This is a genomic window from Allobosea sp. P4_H5, from assembly GCF_056400825.1.
The window spans coordinates 54,398-75,311 of the sequence record NZ_JBFUKM010000002.1 but is presented as its reverse complement, the minus strand read 5'-3'; the positions used below and the strand labels follow the sequence as shown (position 1 = coordinate 75,311).

The window sequence follows — 20,914 nt, the reverse complement described above, 5'->3', positions numbered from 1 at the left end:
GAGGCCGAGAGGCGATGTCAGCGCAGCCTGCGTTCGGCGATCCAGATGCCGCCCAGCACCAGCGCCAGCGCGAGGCCGTGATAGAGCGCAAGCTGCTCGCCGAGGATCGCGACGGTGAGTAATGGCGCGAACACCGGCACGAGGTTGACGAAGACGCCGGCCCGGCCGGGGCCGATCAGCTCGATCGCGCGCATGAAGAAGAGCTGCGACAGGATCGAGGGGCCAATCACCACAAAGGCCAGGATCAGCCAGCCCTTCGGCGTCGGCCAATAGGCCTTGCCGGCCGCGATCTCAACGCCGAGCAGCGGCAGCGAGACCAGGCAGGCGACGATCGCCATGGCGGTGAAGAAGATCAGCCCGGGCATGGGCGGGCGCGTGCGGATACCGACGGTATATCCCGCGTAGAATATGCAGGCGATCATCATCCAGAGGTCGCCCGGCACGAAGCTGAGCTGCAAGAGCACGTGCCAGTCGCCGCGGCTCGCCGTGACCAGGACACCGACGATGGTGACGGCGACGCCGAGCCCCTGCAGCACGCCGATCGGCGTGCGGAAGGCGAAGAAGGCACCGAGCAGCACGAAGACCGGGATCGAGCCCTGCAGAATGCCGATGTTGATCGCCGTGGTCGAATACGCCGCGATGTACATCAGCGTGTTGAAGGCGGTGAAGCCGAAGGCGCCGAGCAGCGCCACCTTGAGCCAGTTCGCCTTCAGCGCCGGCCAGTGCTCGCGCAGGCCCCGGCGGAACAGGTACGGCATGACGGCGCAGACGAAGACCCAGCGCAGCGCCGTCAGCGTCATCGGCGCGATCTCGCCGACGGCGAGCCTGCTGGCCACGGCATTGCCCGCCCACAACAGCGTCGTCATGACGAGCAGCAGATAGGCATTGGCCCAGACCCGCTGAGGAAAAGAGGCCGGCTGCTGCAAGACGGACGTCCCGATGGCGCGAAGACCTGCATAGCCTTGCACGCACTGCTTGTCCTATGAGAGGAGGCGCAAAGCAGACCGTCGCCGCACGCAAACGTGCCGAGGATCCGATGAACGTGTTCAGCCGCAAGCCACTCCGCGTCCTCGTCGTCGACGGCTACAAGCGCGAGGGGCGCGAGGAGTACATCCGCGACGCCGGCGCGACGCCGTCGGAAGCCTACGCCGCGGAGCTGCGCCGGATCGAGCCTTCGCTGATCACGGATATCTGCCTGCCCGCCGACGAGGGTGCCAACCTGCCCGACGGCGCCGGCCTGTCCTCCTATGACGGCATCGCCCTGACCGGCTCGTCGCTCCACATTCACAGCCCCGAGCCGGCGGTGGCCCGGCAGATCGAGCTGATGCGGGCGATCTACAAGAGCGGGACGCCCTGCTTCGGCTCCTGCTGGGGCATCCAGATCGGCGCCGTCGCCGCGGGCGGAACGGTCGCGTTCAATCCGAACGGCCTCGAGATCGGCTTCGCCCGCCGCATCGCCGTCAACGAGGCCGGCGCCCGCCATCCCCTGCTCGCCGGCCGGCCCGCCGCGTTCGATGCCCCGGCGATCCATTTCGACAGCATCGTCGCCCCGCCCAGCGACACGACCATCCTGGCCTCGAATGCGATGAGCCCGATCCAAGCCGCCGAGTTCCGCCAGGATGGTGGCGTCTTCTGGGGCGTGCAGTACCACCCGGAATTCTCGCTGCGCCTGATCGCCACGATCCTGCGACGGCACAGCAAGACCCTGATCGAGCGCGGCCTGCGCAAGGACGAGGCCGCCGCAGCCGCCTGGATCGCCGATCTCGATGCGCTCGACGCCGACCCGACCCGCCGCGACCTCGCCTGGGGCCTTGGGCTGGACGAGGAGGTGATCGACCCCGTCAAGCGCGTGACCGAGCTGCGCAATTTCCTGGAGATGCGGGTCAAGCCGCAGGCGAGCGTCCGCGGGCGGGCGTGACCTACGCCGCTTCGGCGGCCCTGTGTGCCGCCCCGAACACCCTGCCACCAAGCGCCCGCGCGGTATCGAGGTGCTCCGACATGTCCGGCACCGGCACCAAGAACTCCGAGGTCACGACCGGCGCGCCGCAATAGCCGAAGATGCCATGGTCGATCTGCGTCTTCATCGCCCCGTAATAGCCGTGGCGGGCGAAGGTGCGCATGTCGGCGCCGGCGAGCGCGACGAGATGGACCGGCAGATGCTGGAGCTTCTTGATCGTCTTCATGTCTTCCAGCTCCTCATAGGCCCAGCCATTGGCGAAGACCCGGTCGATCCAGCCCTTCATCAGCGCCGGCATCGACCACCAGTAGATCGGGTAGACCAGCACCAGCGCATCGGCCCGGTCGACCCTGGCCTGCTCGGCGGCGATGTCGGCGGGCTGCGCGATCTCGCGGCGATGCACGGCAAGATCGTTCAGCGAGAAGCGCGGATCGAAACCTTCCTTGGCGAGATCAGCGATCTCGACTGAATGACCGGCACCGGAGACGCCGTCGGCCAGCGCCTGCGCGACGGCATGGCTGAGCGAAGTGGGATCGGGATGAGCGACGACGACGAGGGCATGCATGGAATGTCTCCTGGGCTGATTGCGATCGGCTCGCAATCGCTATATACTTTTAGTAAGTTACTTTTGGTACATAATACATGTCAAGCCTCGATACCGACCGGCCGCGCCGCCAGCGCCTGACGCGCGAGGATCGCCAGCGCCAGCTCATCGAGACCGCCTGGCGGATCGTCGGCGAGGAAGGCACCGACGCCTTGACGCTCGGCCGCCTCGCCGAGCGGGCCGGCGTCGCCAAGCCGGTGGTCTACAGCCACTTCGCCACGCGCAACGGCCTGCTGATTGCGCTCTATCGCGATTTCGACGCACGGGAATACGCGATCATGGAGGCGGCGCTCGACGGCAGCGAGGCCACCCTTGCCGGCAAGGCCGGGGCGATCGCCTCGTCCTATGTCGACTGCGTCCTGACGCAGGGGCGCGAGATCCCCGGCGTCGTCGCGGCTCTCGCCGGCTCGCCTGAACTCGCTGCGGTGAAGCGCGACTGCGACCTGATCTTTCTGGAGCGCTGCCGCGGCCTGCTCGCGCCCTTCGCCAAGGGCAGGACGATCCCGACCGCCGGCTTGCGCGCCATGCTCGGCGCCGCCGAGGCGCTCTCGCACGCCGCCGCGACGGACGAAGTCGGCGCCGATGAGGCGAAGCGGGAATTGTTCGAGACGATCACCGCCATGGTAGCGCGCAGCGCGAAGGGCTGATCCGTGCTTCGGGGTTCCCCCGACGCCGCCAGCCCTGTAAGTCCGCGGCAACTCCCAGTCTCGCAAGCGTCCCGGACATCATGATTCGCCTCGAAAGCATCGGCAAGCAGAACGGCCAGCAGATCATCTTCATCGAGGCCTCGGCGGCGCTGCAGAAGGGCGAGAAGGTCGGCCTCGTCGGCCCCAACGGCGCCGGCAAGACGACGTTGTTCCGGCTGATCACCGGCGAGGACCTGCCTGACGAGGGCCAGGTCAGCGTCGATCGCGGCACCACCATCGGCTATTTCAGCCAGGATGTCGGCGACATGAAGGGTCGCAGCGCCGTCTCCGAGGTGATGGACGGCGCCGGCCCGGTCAGCGCCATCGCCGCCGAGCTGAAGGAACTGGAGACGGCGCTCGGCGATCCCGATCGTGCCAACGAGATGGAAGAGCTGATCACCCGCTATGGCGAGGTGCAGGGGCGCTTCGAGGAACTCGACGGCTATGCGCTCGACGGGCGCGCCCGCGAAGTGCTCGACGGCCTCGGCTTCAGCCAGGAGATGATGGAAGGCGATGTCGGCGCCCTCTCCGGCGGCTGGAAGATGCGCGTCGCGCTCGCCCGCATCCTGCTGATGCGGCCCGACGCCATGTTGCTGGACGAGCCGAGCAACCATCTCGACATCGAGAGCCTGATCTGGCTGGAGAGCTTCCTCAAGGGTTATGACGGCGCCCTGTTGATGACCTCGCACGATCGCGAATTCATGAACCGCATCGTCGGCAAGATCGTCGAGATCGATGGCGGCACGCTGACCAGCTATTCCGGCGATTACGAGTTCTACCAGCAGCAGCGCGCGCTGGCCGAGAAGCAGCAGCAGGCGCAGTTCGAGCGCCAGCAGGCGATGCTCGCCAAGGAGGTCGCCTTCATCGAGCGCTTCAAGGCGCGCGCCTCGCATGCGGCGCAGGTGCAGAGCCGGGTCAAGAAGCTCGACAAGATCGAGCGCGTCGAGCCGCCCAAGCGTCGCCAGACCGTACAGTTCGAGTTCCAGCCGGCACCGCGTTCCGGCGAGGATGTCGCGACCCTCAAGAACGTGCATGTCCGTTATGGCAGCAAGACGATCTATGAGGGGCTCGATTTCCAGGTCCGGCGCAAGGAGCGCTGGTGCGTGATGGGAGTGAACGGCGCCGGCAAGTCGACGCTACTGAAGCTGGTCGCCGGCGCCACGCAGCCGAACGAAGGCACGGTCGTTGTCGGCGGCACCGTCAAGATGGGCTATTTCGCCCAGCATGCCATGGAGCTGCTCGACGGCGACGAAACCATCTTCGAATCGCTCGAAGGCTCGTTCCCACAGGCCGGGCAAGGCTCGCTGCGCGCCCTCGCCGGCTGCTTCGGCTTCTCCGGCGACGATGTCGAGAAGCGCTGCCGCTTCCTCTCCGGCGGCGAGAAGGCCCGCCTCGTCATGGCCAAGATGCTCTATGATCCGCCGAACTTCCTCGTGCTCGACGAGCCGACCAACCACTTGGACATCGCCACCAAGGAGATGCTGATCACGGCGCTCGCGCAATACGAGGGCACCATGCTGTTCGTCAGCCACGACCGCCATTTCCTGGCGGCGCTCTCCAATCGGGTGCTCGAGCTGACGCCGGACGGCGTCCACAATTATGGCGGCGGCTACACCGAATACGTCGCCAGCACCGGCCAGGAGGCGCCCGGCCTGCGGAGTTGAGGGCGGCGAACACCTCCTGCCGGCAACACGCCGACGATCAGTGTACTGTAGCGACAATTGCCCTGAATTCGACGGCTAAACTACCGGGACACGAATTGCGCACGGCGATCTTGTTGGCGCCGGCATGTCGTGCAAGTCTATCTCCTGCTTCTCCGACGATGCGTATGTCTGCCTTTCGCGAGGACAGGTGGCCCGACCGGGCGGCCTCGACTTGGCTACGGATGGAGATGGCAGATGGCCGGCGATCTCGATTTGCTGATCGGAACCTGGACGGTCCGGGTCAAGGGCTGGACGTGGCAGTACGATTTCCGCGCCGGCGGCAGCGTGAGCTGGCGGGATCTGGGCAGCGCGGAAGGCGGCACGGGCAACTGGGCCGCCAGCTCCACGCTGGTCAACATGTGGTGGAAAGGCTCGTCGACCCGCGAGAGCTGGCAAAGACCGTTGACGAACAGCAACGACCACACCTGGTACGAGTCGTCCTATTATCGCGGCAAATACCGGATCGAGAAGAACGGCGCGGTCGCGCCGACGCCCAGCCCGACGCCGACACCATCCGCGCCGACCGATGCGGACCTCATCGACACCGCCTGGGACGCGAGCCGCAGCTCGCTGCGCTTTGCGCTGGCCCGGCTGAGGCTGCTGCAGCGGCAGATCGACTTTCTCATCGACTCGCTCGGCGACCAGACCGCTTTCGACGCGCTGTGGGTGACTTATCGACGCGATATCGCGGTCATCGCACGCCTGCTTATCGTACCCGCCAATCCGATGGATGACGCATTCCGCGATGCGCTGGCGAAGTCGATTTCGATGCTCGACCAGAATCTTGCCTTGCCGAAAGCGCTCAACGCGGCGCATGCCGGCGGCAAATGCGCCGATCCCAGATCGGCCTTCGCCTGGACCACTCCGGGCCGCAAGCCGCCGGACACCGATCTGTGCAATCCCTGGTTCAGCGCCAATGCCGAGCTCAAGCGAGACGTCATCACCCATGAATACTTCCACACGATCGGCTGCGCCGACATCGAGGTGAACACGACAGCCGAAGCGTTCCGTAACGCCAACACCATGGCACAGCTCGTCGCCTTCCTGCATGACCGCGCCCGGCAACAATATTCCGACGGCCACGGGCAGATGGTTCCGCCGCTGCCAACTCCCTGAGGTAGCGAAAACCGTACTGGCGCCGGCAAGGGCCAGCCATCGTCGCCGGGCGGTGATGGCGCCCCCGCGGCGCTGTCCCGCGTCCGGCCCAATTCCGCCCTCGCCGCGCCGAAATCCACTGGGCAAATCGCGGCTGCTTGATTTGTCGGGGGACAGAAATGATGAAGACCGGACTGGCCGCAGCCTTGATTTTCGCACCGAGCCTCGCAGGCGCCGCCGAGATCGAGCTTGCCTCGAAGATCGACAGCGTCACCGTCTACCCCGACGGTGCGGTCGTGACCCGGCTCGGCAAGGCCTCGCTGCTGGAGGGGGTCTCGCAGATCGTGCTGCGCGGCCTGCCTGCCAGCGTCGATCCCGCGTCGATCCGGGTCGAGGCGCAGGGCGACGGCTCCTTCGCGATCGGCGCGGTCGATGTCCGCCAGGTCCCGGGCGAGGCCCGCCCTGCCCTCGATCAGGTCCTCGATGGCAAGATCCGGACGCTTCAGGGCGAGAAGGCCAAGCTCGCCGGCGAGATCAGCGCGATCGAAGCCAAGCGCGCCACCATCGAGAACTTCGGCAAGATCGGCCCCGACAAGCTCGGGCCGGACGGCAAGGCCCTGCCTGTCAGCGACTGGCCGGCGGTGTTCGACGCGATCGGCACCGCGCTGGTCAAGGTCCAGGGCGAATTGCTCACCCTGCGCAACCGCATCACCGATCTCGATGCCGAGATCGCCGCGCTGGAGAAGGCGAGGCCCTTGGCGCCGCGGGCCGGCCAGCCCAAGCGCGACGTCGCCATCGCAGTCGAGGCCAAGGCCCCCGTCGCCGCCGACATCTCCGTCAGCTATCGCGTCGCCGGGGCGAGCTGGCTGCCGGTCTATGAGGCCAGGCTGACCACGGGCAGCGCCAATGCGGCCGAGATCGCCTTCACCCGCCGCGCCGAATTGCGGCAGCGGACCGGTGAGGACTGGAACGAGGTCGCAGTCGAGCTCTCGACCACGCGCTCGGCCCAAGGCACGCGGGCCCCGGACCTCAACCCGCTGCGCATCGCCTTCTACGAGCCGCCGGTGGTGTATGAGGAGCGGGCGCGGGCGCTCCGGCAGGACGCCGAGCGCAGGGCTCCCGCGGGTCTCGCACTCGCCCCGGCGCCGATAGCGCCCAATCAGGATCTCGCGCGCCCCGAGCCGAAGCAGGCCGAGGTCCAGACCGCCAGCGTCAGCGCCGGCGCTTATCAGGCCAGCTTCAAGGTCCCCGGCCGGGTCAGTATCCCGCAGGACGGCTCCAGCAAGGCGGTGGTCCTGACACAGGGCAAGGTCAAGCCGGAGCTTTCTGCCCGCGCCACGCCGGAGCTCGAGGAGAAGGCTTATCTCGAAGCCAGCTTCAATCATGAGGACGAAGCGCCGCTGCTAGCCGGCGAGGTCTATCTCCACCGCGACGGCGCCTATATCGGCAAGGGCCGGCTCGGACAGGTCGCGCCTGGCGACAAGGTCGAGCTCGGCTTCGGCGCCGACGACCGGCTCAAGGTGACGCGCGTACCGGTGCGCCGGCGCGAGAACGATTCCGGCTGGCTCGGCTCGACCCGCACCGACCAGCGCGAGTTCAAGACGGTGGTGAAGAGCCTGCACGCCCAGCCAGTCAAATTGACCGTGACCGAGCGCGTGCCCTTCTCCGAGAACAGCGCGATCACGGTCGAGCTCTTGTCCCAGAGCACGCCGCCGACCGAGAAGCAGGTCGGCGACAAGCGCGGCGTCTCGGCCTGGAGCTTCGAACTCGCTCCCGGCGCGCAGAAGGAGATCCGCCTCGCCTACCGGATCAAGTATCCCGGCGACCGCGAGGTGATCTTCGACCAGACGCGGCGGTAGGCGGAACGCCCTGCGATCGCGCTACTCGGCCGCGATCGCCTGCCAGCCCTGGCCGAGCTCCTGCTCGACCAGGCCGACCCAGTAGCGCACGCCCGCAGGGATGATCTCGTCGTTGAAATCGTAAAGCGGGGTGTGCAGGCCGGCGAAGGAGCCGTCGGCTGCGACGCCGTTGCCAATGCGCATGAAGGCGCCGGGGCAGACCAGCATCATCTCGGCGAAATCCTCGCCACCCGTGCCGCGCAGCATCTGGCCGTTGACATGCTCGGGCCCGACAGCATTCGAAGCCGCTGCGACCGCGACCTGGACCTGCTCGGCCGCGTTCACCAGCGGGCTGGTGCCACGATGGTAGTAGGCTTCCGCCTCACAGCCCCAGGCTTGTGCCGTCGCCGACGCCAGCTCGGAAATACGGCGCTCCACCAGATCGCGCACCGCCTGAGAATAGGTCCGCGCCGTGCCGCCGATGACGAGTTCGGACGGAATGACGTTCGAGGCGTTCTCGTCGCCGCCATGAATGAAGCCGACGCTGATCACGGCGGTGTCGAGCGGCGCGACATTGCGGCCGATAATGCCCTGCAGCCCCAGCACGAAATGCGCCTGCGCATAGGTGATGTCGGTCGAGCGATGCGGCTGCGAGCCGCCATGACCGCCGACGCCGCGGAAAGTCACCCGCCAGGAATCCGCCGACGCCAGGAAAGGGCCGACCGCAGTACCGAAATGCGATGCGGGCACGCCCGGCGTATTGTGCAGACCGTAGATCGCGTCGCACGGAAAGCGCTCGAACAGCCCGTCGGCCAGCATGGCGTTGGCGCCGCCGCGGCCTTCTTCGGCCGGCTGGAAGATCAGGTTGACCGTGCCGCCGAAATCCCGGTTCTCGGCGAGATAGCGCGCCGCCGCGAGCAGCATGGTGGTGTGGCCGTCATGGCCGCAGGCATGCATCCGGCCGGGGACTTTCGAGGCATGCGGCAGCCCGGTCAGCTCCTCCAGCGCAAGGCAGTCCATGTCGGCACGCAGGCCGATGGCGCGCTGTCCCGGCTGGGTGCCGCGGATCACGCCGACGACGCCGGTCTTGCCGACAGTCTCGGTGACCTCGACGCCCCATTCACGCAGCCTGTCGGCGACGAGCCTTGCGGTGCGATATTCTTCCAGGCCGAGCTCGGGATGCGCGTGGATGTCGCGGCGGATCGCCGTGAACTCGGCGTGATGTTCGCCGAGCCAGTCGTCGAGCTTCGTCATGATCGTCGTTCCCCAGCCTGCGGCGTTCTTTTGCAAGCATGGCTCATGCCATTGCCCGTCGCCGCCCCCTCCTTCTCATAAGGCCGATCGCCGCCAACTCATTCTGCGAACACGGCAAAACCGCCATGCTTCCAGAGACTGACGAGGGGCAGTACTGGCTACGGGGAGACCGGGAAATGCGTTCAGCCCGCCATCGCGACTTCGGCGCCGCGGCCGAGATCGGCCATCCACTGGCGATAGCGCGGCTGCGCCTCGAGCTGATGGGCATAGTGCCGGCGAAGCGCGCCGGTGAGCTTCCCCCCGCGCTTCAGCTGCGCATCGGCAAAACCGACCATCACCGAATTCGGCCAGGCCTGCGGCCGGATCGTGCGCAGGCGTGCGAACAGTGCGTCCTCGCCCTCCTCGGGGTTCACCTGCGTCATCAGCGACAGCATCGCCGCAGTCGAGCGCGAAATGCCCATATGGCAATGCACCAGCAGGTGTCCCTCCTGCCGCTGAATGGCCGACTCGCGGAGCTTCGCGCCGAAATCGAGGATCTCGGCGACGTGAGCCTCGGTCGGATGCACGCGGCCGTCCTGCGGCGTGATGATGTCGTGGAAGCGCAACGTCGTGCGCTCATGAGCCTCATAGGCCACGAAGGACTGCAGTTCCGGCAGGTCGGGATCGAGCAGCGACAGCACATGGCTGACCTTGCGCGTGCTCTGCGCCGGCAGCTCCTCGATCCCGCAGACGGTGAGCGTCGAAATGGCGATGGGCAGCATCGGCGTTTGTCCCTGATCTCTAAGGCGCCGGGTTAATCCTCCCCGGCGGCCTCCGCAACCGCGATCGCCGCAAGGCTGCCCTGCCCGTCAGGACCTGGCCTCGTAGCGCAGCCACTGGATGCCCTCGCCCAAGGTCGTCGCCGCGGCGAGCGTGAGGTCGCTGCGCACGCCGTCGGAAAAGAGTCGCCCGCCGGCGCCGAGCACGACCGGATAGACCATCAGGTTATAGGCATCGACCAGCCCGGCGCGCTGCAGGCCATGGACGAGCTTCAGACTGCCATAGACCAGGATGTCGCCGCCGGGCTTTTGCTTCAGAGCTGCGATGGCGGCGAGCGCATCGCCCGGCAGGATCGCAGTGCCCTGCCACTCGGCGCGCGTCAGCGTCGCCGAGGCGACATGCTTCGGCAAGGCGTTGATCTGCTCGGCGAACGGGCTGTCGGTCACGTGCGGCCAGACCGCGGCGAAGGCCTCGTAGGTCCTGCGGCCGAGCAGCAGCGAACCGGCGGCGTCGAGCTCGGCCTGCTTCAGCCGCTCGCCTTCCGGCCCGCGCCTGAACGGTCCGGTCCAGTCGCCGAGGCCGGAATTCTCCATGCCGACCGGATCCTCGATGACACCGTCGAGCGAGATGTACTGGGTGACGACGAGCTTGCGCATGCTGCTTCTCCTGTGATCCGCCGAGCAGCGCTGCGCTGCCCCTTCTGCCCTGTCGTCGAAGCAGGAGCGGCGGAATCGACAGCGCCTTTCAAAAATTCTTTCCCCGGCTTTGCGCGCGTCAGCCTTGACCTTGCCATTCTCTTGGACGAAGAGAGCTTGCAAGGACCTCACCCGAAACCCCGGCCTTGCGCCGGGGTTTTTGTTCGTGCGGGCGCTTGCGCCAACAGCAAAGAGGGAATCTCCTCCATGGCGAACGTGGTCGTGGTCGGCGCTCAGTGGGGCGACGAGGGCAAGGGCAAGATCGTCGACTGGCTGTCGAGCCAGGCCGATGTGGTGGTACGCTTCCAGGGCGGCCATAATGCCGGCCATACCCTCGTCATCGACGGCACCGTCTACAAGCTCTCGCTGTTGCCCTCGGGCATCGTGCGCCCCGGCAAGCTCTCGGTGATCGGCAACGGCGTCGTCGTCGATCCCTGGCACCTCGTCGAGGAGATCGCCCGGCTGCGCGCGCAGGGCGTCGCGATCAGCCCTGAGAACCTGCGCATCGCCGACAACGCCACGCTGATCCTGCCGCTGCACCGCGAGCTCGACCATTTCCGCGAGACCTCGAACTCCGCGCTGAAGATCGGCACCACCAAGCGCGGCATCGGCCCGGCCTATGAGGACAAGGTCGGCCGCCGCGCCATCCGGGTCATCGACCTCAAGGACGAGGCGGTCCTGAAGGCCAAGATCGAGCGCCTGCTCGCCCACCACAACGCGCTGCGCCGGGGCCTCGGCATCGCCGAAGTCGACGGTGTCGAGCTGCTGAAGCAGCTGACCGAGATCGCGCCGCAGGTGCTGCCTTACGCCGACACGGTCTGGGCTTTGCTCGATGCCGAGCGCCGCGCCGGCAAGCGCATCCTGTTCGAGGGCGCGCAGGGCGCCCTGCTCGACGTCGACCACGGCACCTATCCCTTCGTGACCTCCTCCAACATCGTCGCCGGCCAGGCCGCGACCGGCTCGGGTCTCGGCCCCTCCGCCGTCGGCTATGTGCTAGGGATCGCCAAGGCCTACACCACCCGCGTCGGCGAAGGCCCGTTCCCGACCGAGCTCTTCGACGAGATCGGCGAATTGATCGGCCAGAAGGGCAAGGAGTTCGGCGTCGTCACCGGCAGGAAGCGCCGCTGCGGCTGGTTCGACGCTTGCTTGGTGCGCCAGACGGTCAAGACCTCCGGCATCGACGGCATCGCGCTGACCAAGCTCGACATTCTCGACGGCTTCGAGGAGATCAAGGTCTGCACCGGCTACAAGCTCGACGGTGAGATCCTCGAGCACCTGCCGGCCGGCCAGCGCGACCAGGCAAGGGTCGAGCCGATCTACGAGGTGATCGAGGGCTGGGAGGGCTCGACCGCCGGCGCCCGCTCCTGGGCCGACCTGCCGGCGCAGGCGATCAAGTACGTTCGGCGCATCGAAGAGCTGATCGGCGCCTCCGTCTCGGTGCTCTCCACCAGCCCGGAGCGCGACGATACGATCCTGGTCCAGAACCCGTTCGAGGGTTGACGGACCCGAATAACGCGGACATGTGAGGCCAATGGCCGATTTCCACCCCATTCTGGCGCGTGCGATCGCCGGACTGACCGACAAGTCGCCGGAAGCGCGCCGCTCTGTCTACGAGCGGGCGCGCACGGCGCTGCTCGCGCAATTGCGCAGCCTCGACCCACCGCTTTCCGAAGCCGACATCACCCGCGAGCGACTCTCGCTCGATGAGGCCGTGTCGCGCATCGAGGCCGAGATCGCACTCGCCGAGGCGATCGAGCCGAGCCTGCCACCGCTCCTGCTGGACGAGCCGCCGGCTGCTTCCGCGACACCGCCCGCGCGGCCGGAACCGAAGCCACGCCCTGCGGTATCGCAGGAACTGCCGCGTTTCGAGGAGCAGGCCGCCGCTCGCGACGAAGCCCAACCGATCCGCCCACGCGTCGCGCCACCGCGCAAGCGCGGTGTCAATCCTGGCCATGTCCGCACGGCCATCGTCGGCGGCGGTGTTGCGCTCGCCGTCGCGGTGATCGCCGGCGCGGCCTATTACGTCAACAAGGTCGCCCCGCAGGACCAGCAGGTCCGCCCGCGCGTCGAAACCCAGGCTCCGCCAGCGCAGCAGGACCAGGCCGGCAAGATCAGCGAGCGCGCCGGCAGCGAGACCACCCCGACGCCGAGCCAGTCTTCCGGCCAGCGCCCGAACCAGCAGGCCGGCACCCAGCCCGGCAGCGACATCGCCGTCGCCCAGCGTGCCATCCTCTATATCGAGGTCCCCGAAAACCCGCAGCAGCCCCGCACCGTGCAGGGCCGCGTGCTCTGGCGGCTCGACAGCGACACCGCCGGCCCCGGCCGACCGGTCGAGACGATCGTGCGCGCTACCATCGAGATGGCCGATGCCGGGCTCTCGCTCGACTTCACCATCCGGCGCAACACCGACAGCGCCTTCCCGGCCTCGCACATCATCGGCATGCGCTTCACCACCTCGGGCGAAGCTGCGAACGACGCGATCCGCGAAGTCGGCGTGCCGCAGTTCAAGCTTGAAGAGGGCGAGCGCGGCGCGCCGCTCTCGGCGATCTCCTCGGCGCTCGGCGAGAACCTGTTCGTGGCGGCCCTCTCGAACGTTCCGGTCGAGTCCGAGCGTAATCTCGACCTGCTGCGCAACCGCAACTGGATCGATCTGCCGGTCCGCTTCAACTCCGGCCGGCGCGGCATCATCACCTTCGAGAAGGGCGGCGCCGGCAACCAGACGATCGGCGATGCGCTGAACCGCTGGCAGGGCTGAGGCGAACAGGACGCCTCAGCGCTCCTGCTGTGTTGCGAGCTGCCGCATGACCTCGGCCATCACGGGGTCCTTGCCGGCGGCATAGTCGGCGAAACCAGGCGCAATGGTCACGGCCGGCCGGAGATCACCGGCCGGCACGCCGTAGATGTAGTTCAGCAGGAAGCAGGTCGTGATCTGCGACAGGCTGCAGCCATGCTCCCAATCGTGGAAGGCGGTGGTGTAGCGCACCGCGATCTTCGCGTTCGGCAGTTGCGCGAGCCCGCCCTCCCCCCAGAATTGCGAGCGGTCGCCCATGGCCTCGCCGACAATGATGGCGCGCCCTCCGGCGAAATGCTTCAGCCTCGCCGCGGTGCTGATCGCGGCCGAGAACGTGTTCGCACTGGTCAGGATGAAAAGCTTGCCGGATGCAGGCAGAATCTCCGGCAGCCGGCGCGTGAAATCCGCGGTCAGGGTGTAGTCGCCGCCGGAGTTGAAACGCAGATCGACGATGGCATCGCGAATGGGCTTCTTCGCGGCGGCATCGAGCACGCCGGACAGATAGGTGGATAGGCCGACCGGAGCTTGATCGCCCACCCGATTGATCTGGACATAAAGCAGATCATCAGCCGGATAGTCGTGCCAGTAATTCGCGTCGAGGCGCGTGAGATAAGTCGGCAACGCGATGCCATCCAGCACATGCCGCCATCCGCTGGCCTGGCCTGGAGGACTCAAATTGCCCTTCGGCCATAAAAAGCGATTGTGAGGCGCCCTCGTAGCGGCATTGGCCGCGATGTCCACCGAGCCAGCGCCTCCGCCGGCCAGGCGAATCTCCAAGATGCTGCCATTGGCCGTCGCCGCCAGGCCAGCCGCATGCAGAAGCTCCGGCGAGATCAGGAGGTTCGGCACAAACTCCCGGGCGAGATTGGCAGGCCCGCCGACATAGGGACGCAGCGCTTCGACCAGTGCGGCGGTCGCGCGACCGTTGACGCCGAGCACCTGTCCGCCGAGGAGATGGCGCCGATCCTCATCTGTCGCGATCACGAACAGCCCGTCGGCGAACCAGCCGAGCCGGATCGGCACGGCATTGAAGCCGCGGTCGCCCGCAAGCCCGAGCACATTGGTATGGCCGTTATCGGCCAGAGCCACGGCCTTCGCCGCAGCCATTGCCAGCCCGGCCCGATCGAGCTCACCGGCCTTTGCTTCGAGCGCGGCGATGGCCTGGCCGAACGCCGCACGGCTCTGCACCGTGAAGCTGCGCTCGACCTCCGGCAGGCGGCGCAGATGGGCGAGGTCCTGGAGGTTCCTGTCGCGTTGCGTGGCAGCCGCGGGGATATCCGCCTTCGGATAGGGCTTCAGCGTCGGATAGAGGATGATGGCGAGCGGTATTGTGACGACGGCGAGCAAGGCCGCCATGCCAGCCAGGAGCCTGAGCCCACGCCGGCGCCATGAGCGCCTGGGAACCTCACCGTCTCGTCGCATGGCTGACCGGTCTCCGCCGAATGGCGCCACGCTTTAGCATCGATCGCGACAGATGGCGGCAGCACGGCGCTGCCGCCTCTTGGCTCAGCCCCCCGACACCTTCTGATAGTCCTTCACATCGGAGAAGCTGATCTCCGGCGCGCGCTCGGCGTCGTATTTCAGGGTGAACTGCGACGAGGCCATGAAGACCGGATCGCCGTCGAGATCATCCGCCATCGAGGACGGCTTGGCCGCCGTGAATTTCTGCAGCGCGACCTTGTCCTCGCTGGAGATCCAGCGCGCGATCGCGAACTGGCAGGGCTCGAAATCCACGGGAAGCGAATACTCCGCCTCCATGCGCTCTTTCAGCACGTCGAGCTGCAGCGCGCCGACGACGCCGACGATGGCGGGCGCGCCGTCATGCGGCAGGAAGAGCTGGACTACGCCCTCCTCCGCCATCTGCTGCAGCGCCTCGCGCAGCTTCTTCGCCTTCATCGCGTCCTTGAGCTTGACGCGGCGCAGGATTTCCGGGGCGAAGCTCGGCACGCCGCGGAAGACGATCTCCTCGCCCTCGGTCAGCGTGTCGCCGATGCGCAATGTGCCATGGTTCGGCAGGCCGACGATGTCGCCGGCGAAGGCCTCCTCGGCGATCGAGCGGTCGCGGGCGAAGAAGAATTGCGGCGCGTTCAGCGGCAACGGCTTGCCGGTGCGCACCAGCTTCGCCTTCATGCCACGCGAGAGCTTGCCCGAGCACACCCGCATGAAGGCGATGCGGTCACGATGGTTCGGGTCCATGTTCGCCTGGATCTTGAAGACGAAGCCGGTCATCTTCGGCTCGCCCGCCTCGATCAGCCGCTTGTCGGCCGATTGCGCGCGCGGGCTCGGTGCGAGCTTGCCGAGTGCGTCGATCAGGTCGCGCACGCCGTAGTCGCGCAGCGCCGCGCCGAAATAGACCGGCGTCAGGTGGCCCTCGCGGAAAGCCTCGAGGTCGAAGGGCTTGCAGCCCTCGCGCGCCAGGAAGACCTCCTCACGGAAGGTGTCGACGGCGCCATGGGGCAGGAGCTCGTCGAAGAGCTTGTCGTCCTCGCCATCGACCTTCTGGCCCGCATCGCTCTCGTCGCCCTTCTGGTTGCGGCGCAAGGTGTTGGAGGCGAGATCGAGCGTGCCGACGAATTCGCGCCCGCGCCCCACCGGCCAGGTCATCGGCGCAACGTCGAGCGCCAGCGTCGTCTCGATCTCGTTGAGCAGGTCGAAGGGATCGCGCGTCTCGCGGTCGACCTTGTTGATGAAGGTGACGATCGGGATGTCCCTGAGACGGCAGACCTCGAACAGCTTCTTGGTGCGCGCCTCGATGCCCTTGGCGGCGTCGATCACCATCACCGCGCTGTCGACCGCAGTCAGCGTGCGATAGGTATCCTCCGAGAAGTCCTCGTGGCCGGGCGTGTCGAGCAGGTTGAAGACGTGCCCGTCATATTCGAAGGTCATCACCGAGGTGACGACCGAGATGCCGCGCTGGCGCTCGATCTTCATCCAGTCCGAGGAGGTCTGGCGCCGGCCGGCCTTGGCCCGCACCTCGCCTGCGAGCTGGATGGCGCCGCCGAAATAGAGCAGCTTCTCGGTCAGCGTGGTCTTGCCCGCGTCCGGGTGCGAGATGATGGCGAAGGTCCGCCGGCGCGCATGGGGCGCCGCGGCAGCCGCCGCGCTGTCGATGGTCGAAAGATCGGTCATGGCGTGGTCAAGACAGGATGCCGCCCCTCCTGTCAATCGGGCGAGGCGTCATCGCGACGCCTTGGTCCGCCAGCGCAGCGCAGGCGCTCCCAACGCAAATTTAACCAAACCATGCCCTTATGGGCGGTGGGTTCCCCGCTGCGCACCGAGACAAAGCCGCGGCCTGCCGGTCGCGACACAGATGGCCACGCTGCGCACCATCTCGAGCCAGATCCTTGCCGCGATAGCGCTTCTCGTCATCGCCGCCGCCCTCGCCATCGGCCTCGGCGTGCATAGCCTCAGCCGCTATGCCACGATGACCAACGAGATGCAGTCGGTCACGCATCGCTCCGCTATCGCCGAGCGGATCAATGGGCTGGTGAACGCCGTCGTCATGGAATCGCGCGGCATCTACATGAGCGAGGGCGCCATAGGAGCGGAGCGTTTCGCCCCACCGCTCCTGCAAGACCTCGCCGAGATCGAACTGCTGATGGCCGAATGGCAGCCGCTGATCGAGGTGCAGGAACGGGCCGACTTCGAACTCCTCGAAGCGCGTGTCCGGGAATTCATCCAGTTCCGGCGCGAGATCGTTCGGCTCGGGCGCCAGGGCGCCACGATGGCGGCGCGCGTAGCCGGAAACGACGACGCCAATCGCGACAATCGCAAAGCGCTCAACGAGACGTTGAAGCGGATCGCGGGTAGCTATGACGGTCGTAGCACCGCGCTCGACGCCAGGCTCGAAGCGATGCAGCGCGACAGCGTCAACCTGCAGATCGGCGTCGGCGTTCTTTCGATCGTCGTCGGCCTCGGCCTCGCGCTCCTTGTCGTGCATCGCCGCGTCTCGCATCCGCTGCGCAGGCTTGCGACGACGATGCATAGCTTGGCGGCAGCCGAACTCGTCCCGAATGTCCCGCTTGTGCACCGTCAGGACGAGATCGGCGCCATGGCTCGCTCGGTCGAGGTCTTCCGCGAAAATGCTCAGGCTCGCGAGACGCTGGAAGCGGCCGCGGCGCGAACCGAAGCCGGGCGCACGGCGCGCCAGCAGCGAATCGCCGAGGTCGTCGCCGCCTTCGATGCGCGCCTCGCCGACGCGCTGGAGACCGTCGAAACCGGCGCCCATACGCTCGAAGGCGCAGCGCGGGCGGTGAGCGAGATCGCCAGCGCCCGCACCGTTCAGATCGACGGGGCGCAGAACGCCTCGCAGGACGCCTCCGACAAGGTCCAGCACGTCGCCGTCGCGGCCGAAGAGCTGTCCAACTCGATCGCCGAGATTGCCGACCGCGTGACGCGTGCGAGCGCCATGGTCAGCAGCGCCGCGCGGGACGCCCAGGGGGTAAGTCGGCGCGTCGATGGTCTCGCGCAGGCCTCCGAGCGCATCGTCAGCGTCATCGACCTGATCCGCGACATCGCCGAGCAGACCAATCTCCTCGCGCTCAACGCGACGATCGAGGCTGCCCGCGCCGGTGAGACCGGGCGCGGCTTTGCCGTCGTCGCCGCCGAGGTCAAGACCCTGGCGAGCCGGACCGCCGAGGCGACGAACGGCATCGCCAGCCAGATCGAAACCTTCCGCGGCGAGGCCAGGGATGCCGTCGCGGCGATCGGCGCGATCGCCGCGACGATCACGGACGTCTCGCAGCATACCGGCGCCATCGCCGCCGCGACCGAGCAGCAGAAGAGCACGACCTCGGAAATCGCCCGCAACGCCCAGGCGACAGCGGATGGTGCCGCGACCGCGGCCCTGGCGCTGGTCAGCCTCGCCGCCGCCTCGGGCGAGGCGACCAGCGCCGCCTCGGACACATTGCGCACCGCCGAGAACCTGGCGCGCGAGGCGGAGGTGCTGCGCGGCGCCGTCGCGACCTTCTTCAGCCAGATCAAGGCAGCCTGAAGCGGCCGCCCAATCTTCAGTTCTTCAGCCGGTAGCCGGTCTTGAAGATCCAGGCGGTCACCGCGATGCAGGTGCCGAGGAAGACCAGTGTCATGGCGAGGCTGACCGCGATCCCGACATCGGCCGTGCCGTTGAAGCTCCAACGGAAGCCGCTGATCAGATAGACGACCGGATTGACCAGCGTCACCGCCCGCCAGAACGGCGGCAGCATGTCGATCGAGTAGAACGAGCCGCCGAGGAAGGTCAGCGGCGTGATGACGAGCAGCGGAATCGCCTGCAGCTTCTCGAAGCCATCCGCCCAGACGCCGATGATGAAGCCGAACAGGCTGAAGGTCGTAGCCGTCAGGATCAGGAAGAGCAGCATCCAGACGGGATGGGCGATCTTCAGCGGCACGAACAGGAAGGCGGTGGCGAGGATGAGCAGGCCAAGCAATACCGACTTCGTCGCCGCCGCCGCGACATAGGCGAAGACCGCCTCCCACCAGGCGATCGGCGCAGAGAGCAATTCGAAGATCGTGCCGACGAACTTGGGGAAATAGATCGCGAAGGAGGCGTTGGCGATGCTCTGCGTCAGGAGCGAGAGCATGATCAGGCCCGGCACGATGAAGGCGCCATAGGGCACGCCGTCGATCGCCTGCATATGCGAGCCGATCGCCGCGCCGAAGACGACGAAATAGAGCGAGGTCGAGATCACCGGCGAGAGCACGCTCTGCAGCGGCGTGCGCCAGGTGCGGGCCATCTCGAAGCGGTAGATCGCCTTGATTGCGTGCAGGTTCATGCGTTCGCCCTCAAAAGGCCGACGAAGATGTCCTCGAGCGAGGACTGGCTGGTGCGCAGATCGCTGAAGCGGATGCCGGCCTCGGCCAGGTCCTTCATCAGCGCGGTGATGCCGGTGCGCTCGGCCTTGGTGTCGTAGGTGTAGACGAGCTCCTCGCCCTCGGCCTGCAGCGTCAGCCCGTAGCCGGACAGCGCCTCGGGAACCGCGTCGAGTCGGGTCTGGAGGTGCAAGGTGAGCTGCTTCTGGCCGAGCTTGCGCATCAGCTCGGCTTTATCTTCTACCAAGATGATTTCGCCCTTGCTGATCACGCCGACCCGGTCGGCCATCTCCTCGGCCTCCTCGATGTAATGCGTGGTCAGGATGATGGTGACGCCGTCGTCGCGCAGGCGCCGCACCAGCTTCCACATGTCCTGGCGCAGCTCGACATCGACGCCGGCGGTCGGCTCGTCCAGGAAGAGGATCTGCGGCTCGTGCGCCAGCGCCTTGGCGATCAGCACGCGCCGCTTCATGCCGCCCGACAGCGTCATGATCTTGCTGTCGCGCTTGTCCCAGAGCGAGAGGTCGCGCAGCACCTGCTCGACGATGGCCGGGTTCTTCGGCTTGCCGAACAGGCCGCGGCTGAACGAGACCGTCGCCCAGACCGTCTCGAAGGCGTCGGTGGTCAGCTCCTGCGGCACAAGGCCGATCCGGCTGCGCGCCGCGCGGTAGTCGCGGATGATGTCGTGGCCGTCGGCGAGGACCGTGCCGGTGCTCGGCCGGACGATGCCGCAGACGATGCTGATCAGCGTCGTCTTGCCGGCACCGTTCGGCCCAAGCAGGGCGAAGATCTCGCCGCGCCTGATGTCGAGATCGACGGTTTTCAGCGCCTGGAAGCCCGAAGCATAGGTCTTCGACAGGCCGGATATCTGGATGATTGGTTGCATGGGCGAAGGCTATACTCGCAGCGCGGCAAATGGGTGAAGGCGGGATGGTGCCGTTTCGCCCTGCCGGCACGACATCCCGCGGCATAAGAATGGCCGGGCAAGCCCGGCCATAGCAAGTCCTTCTACCAGATCCTGTCAGCGCATGAAGAACCAGAGCAGGATGATGATCGGGATCGGAATGCCCACCAGCCACAGAATGATCGAACGCATCGACGCTAACCCCTTGATTGTCATCGGATGAAGATGACGGGACAACGTCGCGGACAGGCCGGCGGTTCCAACGCCCGCCATCGATCTTATTTATAGGCGATGCTGTCGATGATCGCCGACATCGCCGCATCATGCGTCTTGTGGCCCTCGAGCGAGGCCCAATAGGTCATCATGATGATCTTGCCGCTCGCCACGTTCGGATTGATCGCGATGTAGCGGATCAGCGACTCGCCGTCCTTGCTCTTGGCCTTGAGCTCGGTGAACGACCAGGCCTTGCCTTTGACCTCCTGCTTCACCGTGTCGGAGGCGCCGGTGATCGTCACGCCTTCCTTCTCGAAATAGACGTTGTGCTCCTTTTGCAGCGTGTCGAGCTCGGCGGGCGCAATCAGCTCGAACCAGAGATAGATCTCCTCGTCGGGCGTCCTGATCTCGACGCCGCGCTTGATCTTCGCGGTGGTCCAGGCGTCCGGCACGGTGACGACCGCGACCGGGTCGGCATCGGTGATCTGCAGTGCCCCGGCAAAGGCCGGCGAGCCGCTGAAACCGGCGAGCGCCAAGGCCAGCGCACAGACGATCTTCCGCAACATGAGTGTCCTCCCCCGGGATCGGCCGGGTCCCGCGCCCCTGC

19 protein-coding genes are annotated in these 20,914 nt (G+C 66.9%); 8 read left to right on the top strand and 11 right to left on the bottom strand.

Features of this window, described 5'->3' with window-relative positions; all coding sequences use genetic code 11:
- Positions 1 to 17: 17 nt before the first annotated feature.
- Positions 18 to 926: a DMT family transporter gene (locus AC1DS0_RS04365; RefSeq protein ID WP_476813162.1), complete on the bottom strand. Its 909-nt coding sequence runs from the start codon at positions 924 to 926 to the stop codon at positions 18 to 20.
- Positions 927 to 1,036: 110 nt separating this feature from the next.
- On the opposite strand from AC1DS0_RS04365, the gene AC1DS0_RS04360 reads away from it, so the two are divergent.
- Complete coding sequence (locus tag AC1DS0_RS04360; RefSeq protein ID WP_476813161.1) at positions 1,037 to 1,918, top strand: type 1 glutamine amidotransferase; 882 nt, start codon at positions 1,037 to 1,039, stop codon at positions 1,916 to 1,918.
- 1 nt (position 1,919) lies between these two features.
- Here the strand turns inward: AC1DS0_RS04360 and AC1DS0_RS04355 are convergent, their stop codons facing one another.
- A complete protein-coding gene (locus AC1DS0_RS04355) occupies positions 1,920 to 2,522 on the bottom strand; it encodes an NAD(P)H-dependent oxidoreductase (protein ID WP_476813160.1) in 603 nt (200 codons plus the stop codon).
- A gap of 77 nt (positions 2,523 to 2,599) precedes the next feature.
- Between AC1DS0_RS04355 and AC1DS0_RS04350 the strand changes: the two genes are divergently transcribed.
- The 4 genes from AC1DS0_RS04350 to AC1DS0_RS04335 all read left to right on the top strand — a co-directional run bounded on the left by AC1DS0_RS04350 (position 2,600) and on the right by AC1DS0_RS04335 (position 7,904).
- Complete coding sequence (locus AC1DS0_RS04350) at positions 2,600 to 3,208, top strand: TetR/AcrR family transcriptional regulator (protein WP_476813159.1); 609 nt, start codon at positions 2,600 to 2,602, stop codon at positions 3,206 to 3,208.
- An 80-nt stretch (positions 3,209 to 3,288) separates the two neighbouring features.
- A complete protein-coding gene (locus AC1DS0_RS04345) occupies positions 3,289 to 4,911 on the top strand; it encodes an ABC-F family ATP-binding cassette domain-containing protein (protein ID WP_476813158.1) in 1,623 nt (540 codons plus the stop codon).
- A 129-nt stretch (positions 4,912 to 5,040) separates the two neighbouring features.
- Positions 5,041 to 6,066 (top strand): hypothetical protein, encoded by a 1,026-nt coding sequence (locus AC1DS0_RS04340; protein WP_476813157.1) that lies wholly within the window; start codon positions 5,041 to 5,043, stop codon positions 6,064 to 6,066.
- 161 nt (positions 6,067 to 6,227) lie between these two features.
- On the top strand, positions 6,228 to 7,904 hold the full coding sequence (locus AC1DS0_RS04335; RefSeq protein WP_476813156.1) for a mucoidy inhibitor MuiA family protein: 1,677 nt from the start codon (positions 6,228 to 6,230) through the stop codon (positions 7,902 to 7,904).
- Between the two features lie 21 nt (positions 7,905 to 7,925).
- On the opposite strand, the gene AC1DS0_RS04330 is transcribed toward AC1DS0_RS04335, so the two are convergent.
- The 3 genes from AC1DS0_RS04330 to AC1DS0_RS04320 form a co-directional block, all read right to left on the bottom strand.
- The gene (locus AC1DS0_RS04330) at positions 7,926 to 9,137 is read right to left on the bottom strand and encodes a M20 aminoacylase family protein (RefSeq protein ID WP_476813155.1); all 1,212 of its coding nucleotides are present in this window, start codon (positions 9,135 to 9,137) and stop codon (positions 7,926 to 7,928) included.
- 182 nt (positions 9,138 to 9,319) lie between these two features.
- On the bottom strand, positions 9,320 to 9,898 hold the full coding sequence (locus tag AC1DS0_RS04325) for a tyrosine phosphatase family protein (protein WP_476813154.1): 579 nt from the start codon (positions 9,896 to 9,898) through the stop codon (positions 9,320 to 9,322).
- Positions 9,899 to 9,985: 87 nt separating this feature from the next.
- Positions 9,986 to 10,552 (bottom strand): dihydrofolate reductase family protein, encoded by a 567-nt coding sequence (locus AC1DS0_RS04320; protein ID WP_476813153.1) that lies wholly within the window; start codon positions 10,550 to 10,552, stop codon positions 9,986 to 9,988.
- Between the two features lie 246 nt (positions 10,553 to 10,798).
- On the opposite strand from AC1DS0_RS04320, the gene AC1DS0_RS04315 reads away from it, so the two are divergent.
- Together AC1DS0_RS04315 and AC1DS0_RS04310 are read left to right on the top strand one after the other, a co-directional pair.
- Positions 10,799 to 12,091 carry an adenylosuccinate synthase gene (locus AC1DS0_RS04315; protein WP_476813152.1) on the top strand — a complete coding sequence of 431 codons (1,293 nt, stop codon included), beginning with the start codon at positions 10,799 to 10,801 and terminating at the stop codon, positions 12,089 to 12,091.
- Between the two features lie 31 nt (positions 12,092 to 12,122).
- Entirely contained in the window at positions 12,123 to 13,346 is a 1,224-nt protein-coding gene (locus AC1DS0_RS04310; protein WP_476813151.1) for a serine/threonine-protein kinase, read from the top strand.
- Positions 13,347 to 13,361: 15 nt separating this feature from the next.
- Here the strand turns inward: AC1DS0_RS04310 and AC1DS0_RS04305 are convergent, their stop codons facing one another.
- Both AC1DS0_RS04305 and AC1DS0_RS04300 read right to left on the bottom strand, forming a co-directional pair.
- On the bottom strand, positions 13,362 to 14,738 hold the full coding sequence (locus AC1DS0_RS04305; RefSeq protein ID WP_476813150.1) for a S41 family peptidase: 1,377 nt from the start codon (positions 14,736 to 14,738) through the stop codon (positions 13,362 to 13,364).
- Positions 14,739 to 14,888: 150 nt separating this feature from the next.
- Complete coding sequence (locus AC1DS0_RS04300; RefSeq protein ID WP_476813149.1) at positions 14,889 to 16,511, bottom strand: peptide chain release factor 3; 1,623 nt, start codon at positions 16,509 to 16,511, stop codon at positions 14,889 to 14,891.
- A gap of 181 nt (positions 16,512 to 16,692) precedes the next feature.
- Between AC1DS0_RS04300 and AC1DS0_RS04295 the strand changes: the two genes are divergently transcribed.
- Complete coding sequence (locus tag AC1DS0_RS04295; protein WP_476813148.1) at positions 16,693 to 18,375, top strand: methyl-accepting chemotaxis protein; 1,683 nt, start codon at positions 16,693 to 16,695, stop codon at positions 18,373 to 18,375.
- Positions 18,376 to 18,391: 16 nt separating this feature from the next.
- Here the strand turns inward: AC1DS0_RS04295 and AC1DS0_RS04290 are convergent, their stop codons facing one another.
- The 4 genes from AC1DS0_RS04290 to AC1DS0_RS04275 form a co-directional block, all read right to left on the bottom strand.
- Complete coding sequence (locus AC1DS0_RS04290) at positions 18,392 to 19,153, bottom strand: ABC transporter permease (RefSeq protein WP_476813147.1); 762 nt, start codon at positions 19,151 to 19,153, stop codon at positions 18,392 to 18,394.
- Positions 19,150 to 20,076 carry an ABC transporter ATP-binding protein gene (locus AC1DS0_RS04285; protein ID WP_476813146.1) on the bottom strand — a complete coding sequence of 309 codons (927 nt, stop codon included), beginning with the start codon at positions 20,074 to 20,076 and terminating at the stop codon, positions 19,150 to 19,152. The genes AC1DS0_RS04290 and AC1DS0_RS04285 overlap by 4 nt, the downstream gene beginning before the upstream one ends.
- A 135-nt stretch (positions 20,077 to 20,211) precedes the next feature.
- Positions 20,212 to 20,367: a hypothetical protein gene (locus tag AC1DS0_RS04280; protein ID WP_476813145.1), complete on the bottom strand. Its 156-nt coding sequence runs from the start codon at positions 20,365 to 20,367 to the stop codon at positions 20,212 to 20,214.
- Positions 20,368 to 20,372: 5 nt separating this feature from the next.
- Positions 20,373 to 20,873 carry a hypothetical protein gene (locus tag AC1DS0_RS04275; RefSeq protein ID WP_476813144.1) on the bottom strand — a complete coding sequence of 167 codons (501 nt, stop codon included), beginning with the start codon at positions 20,871 to 20,873 and terminating at the stop codon, positions 20,373 to 20,375.
- Positions 20,874 to 20,914: the final 41 nt, after the last annotated feature.

Excerpts from the sequence above, each read along its gene's own strand:
- AC1DS0_RS04300 (WP_476813149.1), bottom strand. The coding sequence starts at position 16,511 with ATGACCGATCTTTCGACCATCGACAGCGCGGCGGCTGCCGCGGCGCCC.
- AC1DS0_RS04335 (WP_476813156.1), top strand. The coding sequence starts at position 6,228 with ATGAAGACCGGACTGGCCGCAGCCTTGATTTTCGCACCGAGCCTCGCA.
- AC1DS0_RS04325 (WP_476813154.1), bottom strand. The coding sequence starts at position 9,898 with ATGCTGCCCATCGCCATTTCGACGCTCACCGTCTGCGGGATCGAGGAG.
- AC1DS0_RS04285 (WP_476813146.1), bottom strand. The coding sequence starts at position 20,076 with ATGCAACCAATCATCCAGATATCCGGCCTGTCGAAGACCTATGCTTCG.
- AC1DS0_RS04350 (WP_476813159.1), top strand. The coding sequence starts at position 2,600 with ATGTCAAGCCTCGATACCGACCGGCCGCGCCGCCAGCGCCTGACGCGC.
- AC1DS0_RS04295 (WP_476813148.1), top strand. The coding sequence starts at position 16,693 with ATGGCCACGCTGCGCACCATCTCGAGCCAGATCCTTGCCGCGATAGCG.
- AC1DS0_RS04360 (WP_476813161.1), top strand. The coding sequence starts at position 1,037 with ATGAACGTGTTCAGCCGCAAGCCACTCCGCGTCCTCGTCGTCGACGGC.
- AC1DS0_RS04355 (WP_476813160.1), bottom strand. The coding sequence starts at position 2,522 with ATGCATGCCCTCGTCGTCGTCGCTCATCCCGATCCCACTTCGCTCAGC.
- AC1DS0_RS04280 (WP_476813145.1), bottom strand. The coding sequence starts at position 20,367 with ATGGCGGGCGTTGGAACCGCCGGCCTGTCCGCGACGTTGTCCCGTCAT.
- AC1DS0_RS04290 (WP_476813147.1), bottom strand. The coding sequence starts at position 19,153 with ATGAACCTGCACGCAATCAAGGCGATCTACCGCTTCGAGATGGCCCGC.
- AC1DS0_RS04330 (WP_476813155.1), bottom strand. The coding sequence starts at position 9,137 with ATGACGAAGCTCGACGACTGGCTCGGCGAACATCACGCCGAGTTCACG.
- AC1DS0_RS04275 (WP_476813144.1), bottom strand. The coding sequence starts at position 20,873 with ATGTTGCGGAAGATCGTCTGTGCGCTGGCCTTGGCGCTCGCCGGTTTC.
- AC1DS0_RS04310 (WP_476813151.1), top strand. The coding sequence starts at position 12,123 with ATGGCCGATTTCCACCCCATTCTGGCGCGTGCGATCGCCGGACTGACC.
- AC1DS0_RS04345 (WP_476813158.1), top strand. The coding sequence starts at position 3,289 with ATGATTCGCCTCGAAAGCATCGGCAAGCAGAACGGCCAGCAGATCATC.
- AC1DS0_RS04305 (WP_476813150.1), bottom strand. The coding sequence starts at position 14,738 with ATGGCGGCCTTGCTCGCCGTCGTCACAATACCGCTCGCCATCATCCTC.
- AC1DS0_RS04315 (WP_476813152.1), top strand. The coding sequence starts at position 10,799 with ATGGCGAACGTGGTCGTGGTCGGCGCTCAGTGGGGCGACGAGGGCAAG.
- AC1DS0_RS04320 (WP_476813153.1), bottom strand. The coding sequence starts at position 10,552 with ATGCGCAAGCTCGTCGTCACCCAGTACATCTCGCTCGACGGTGTCATC.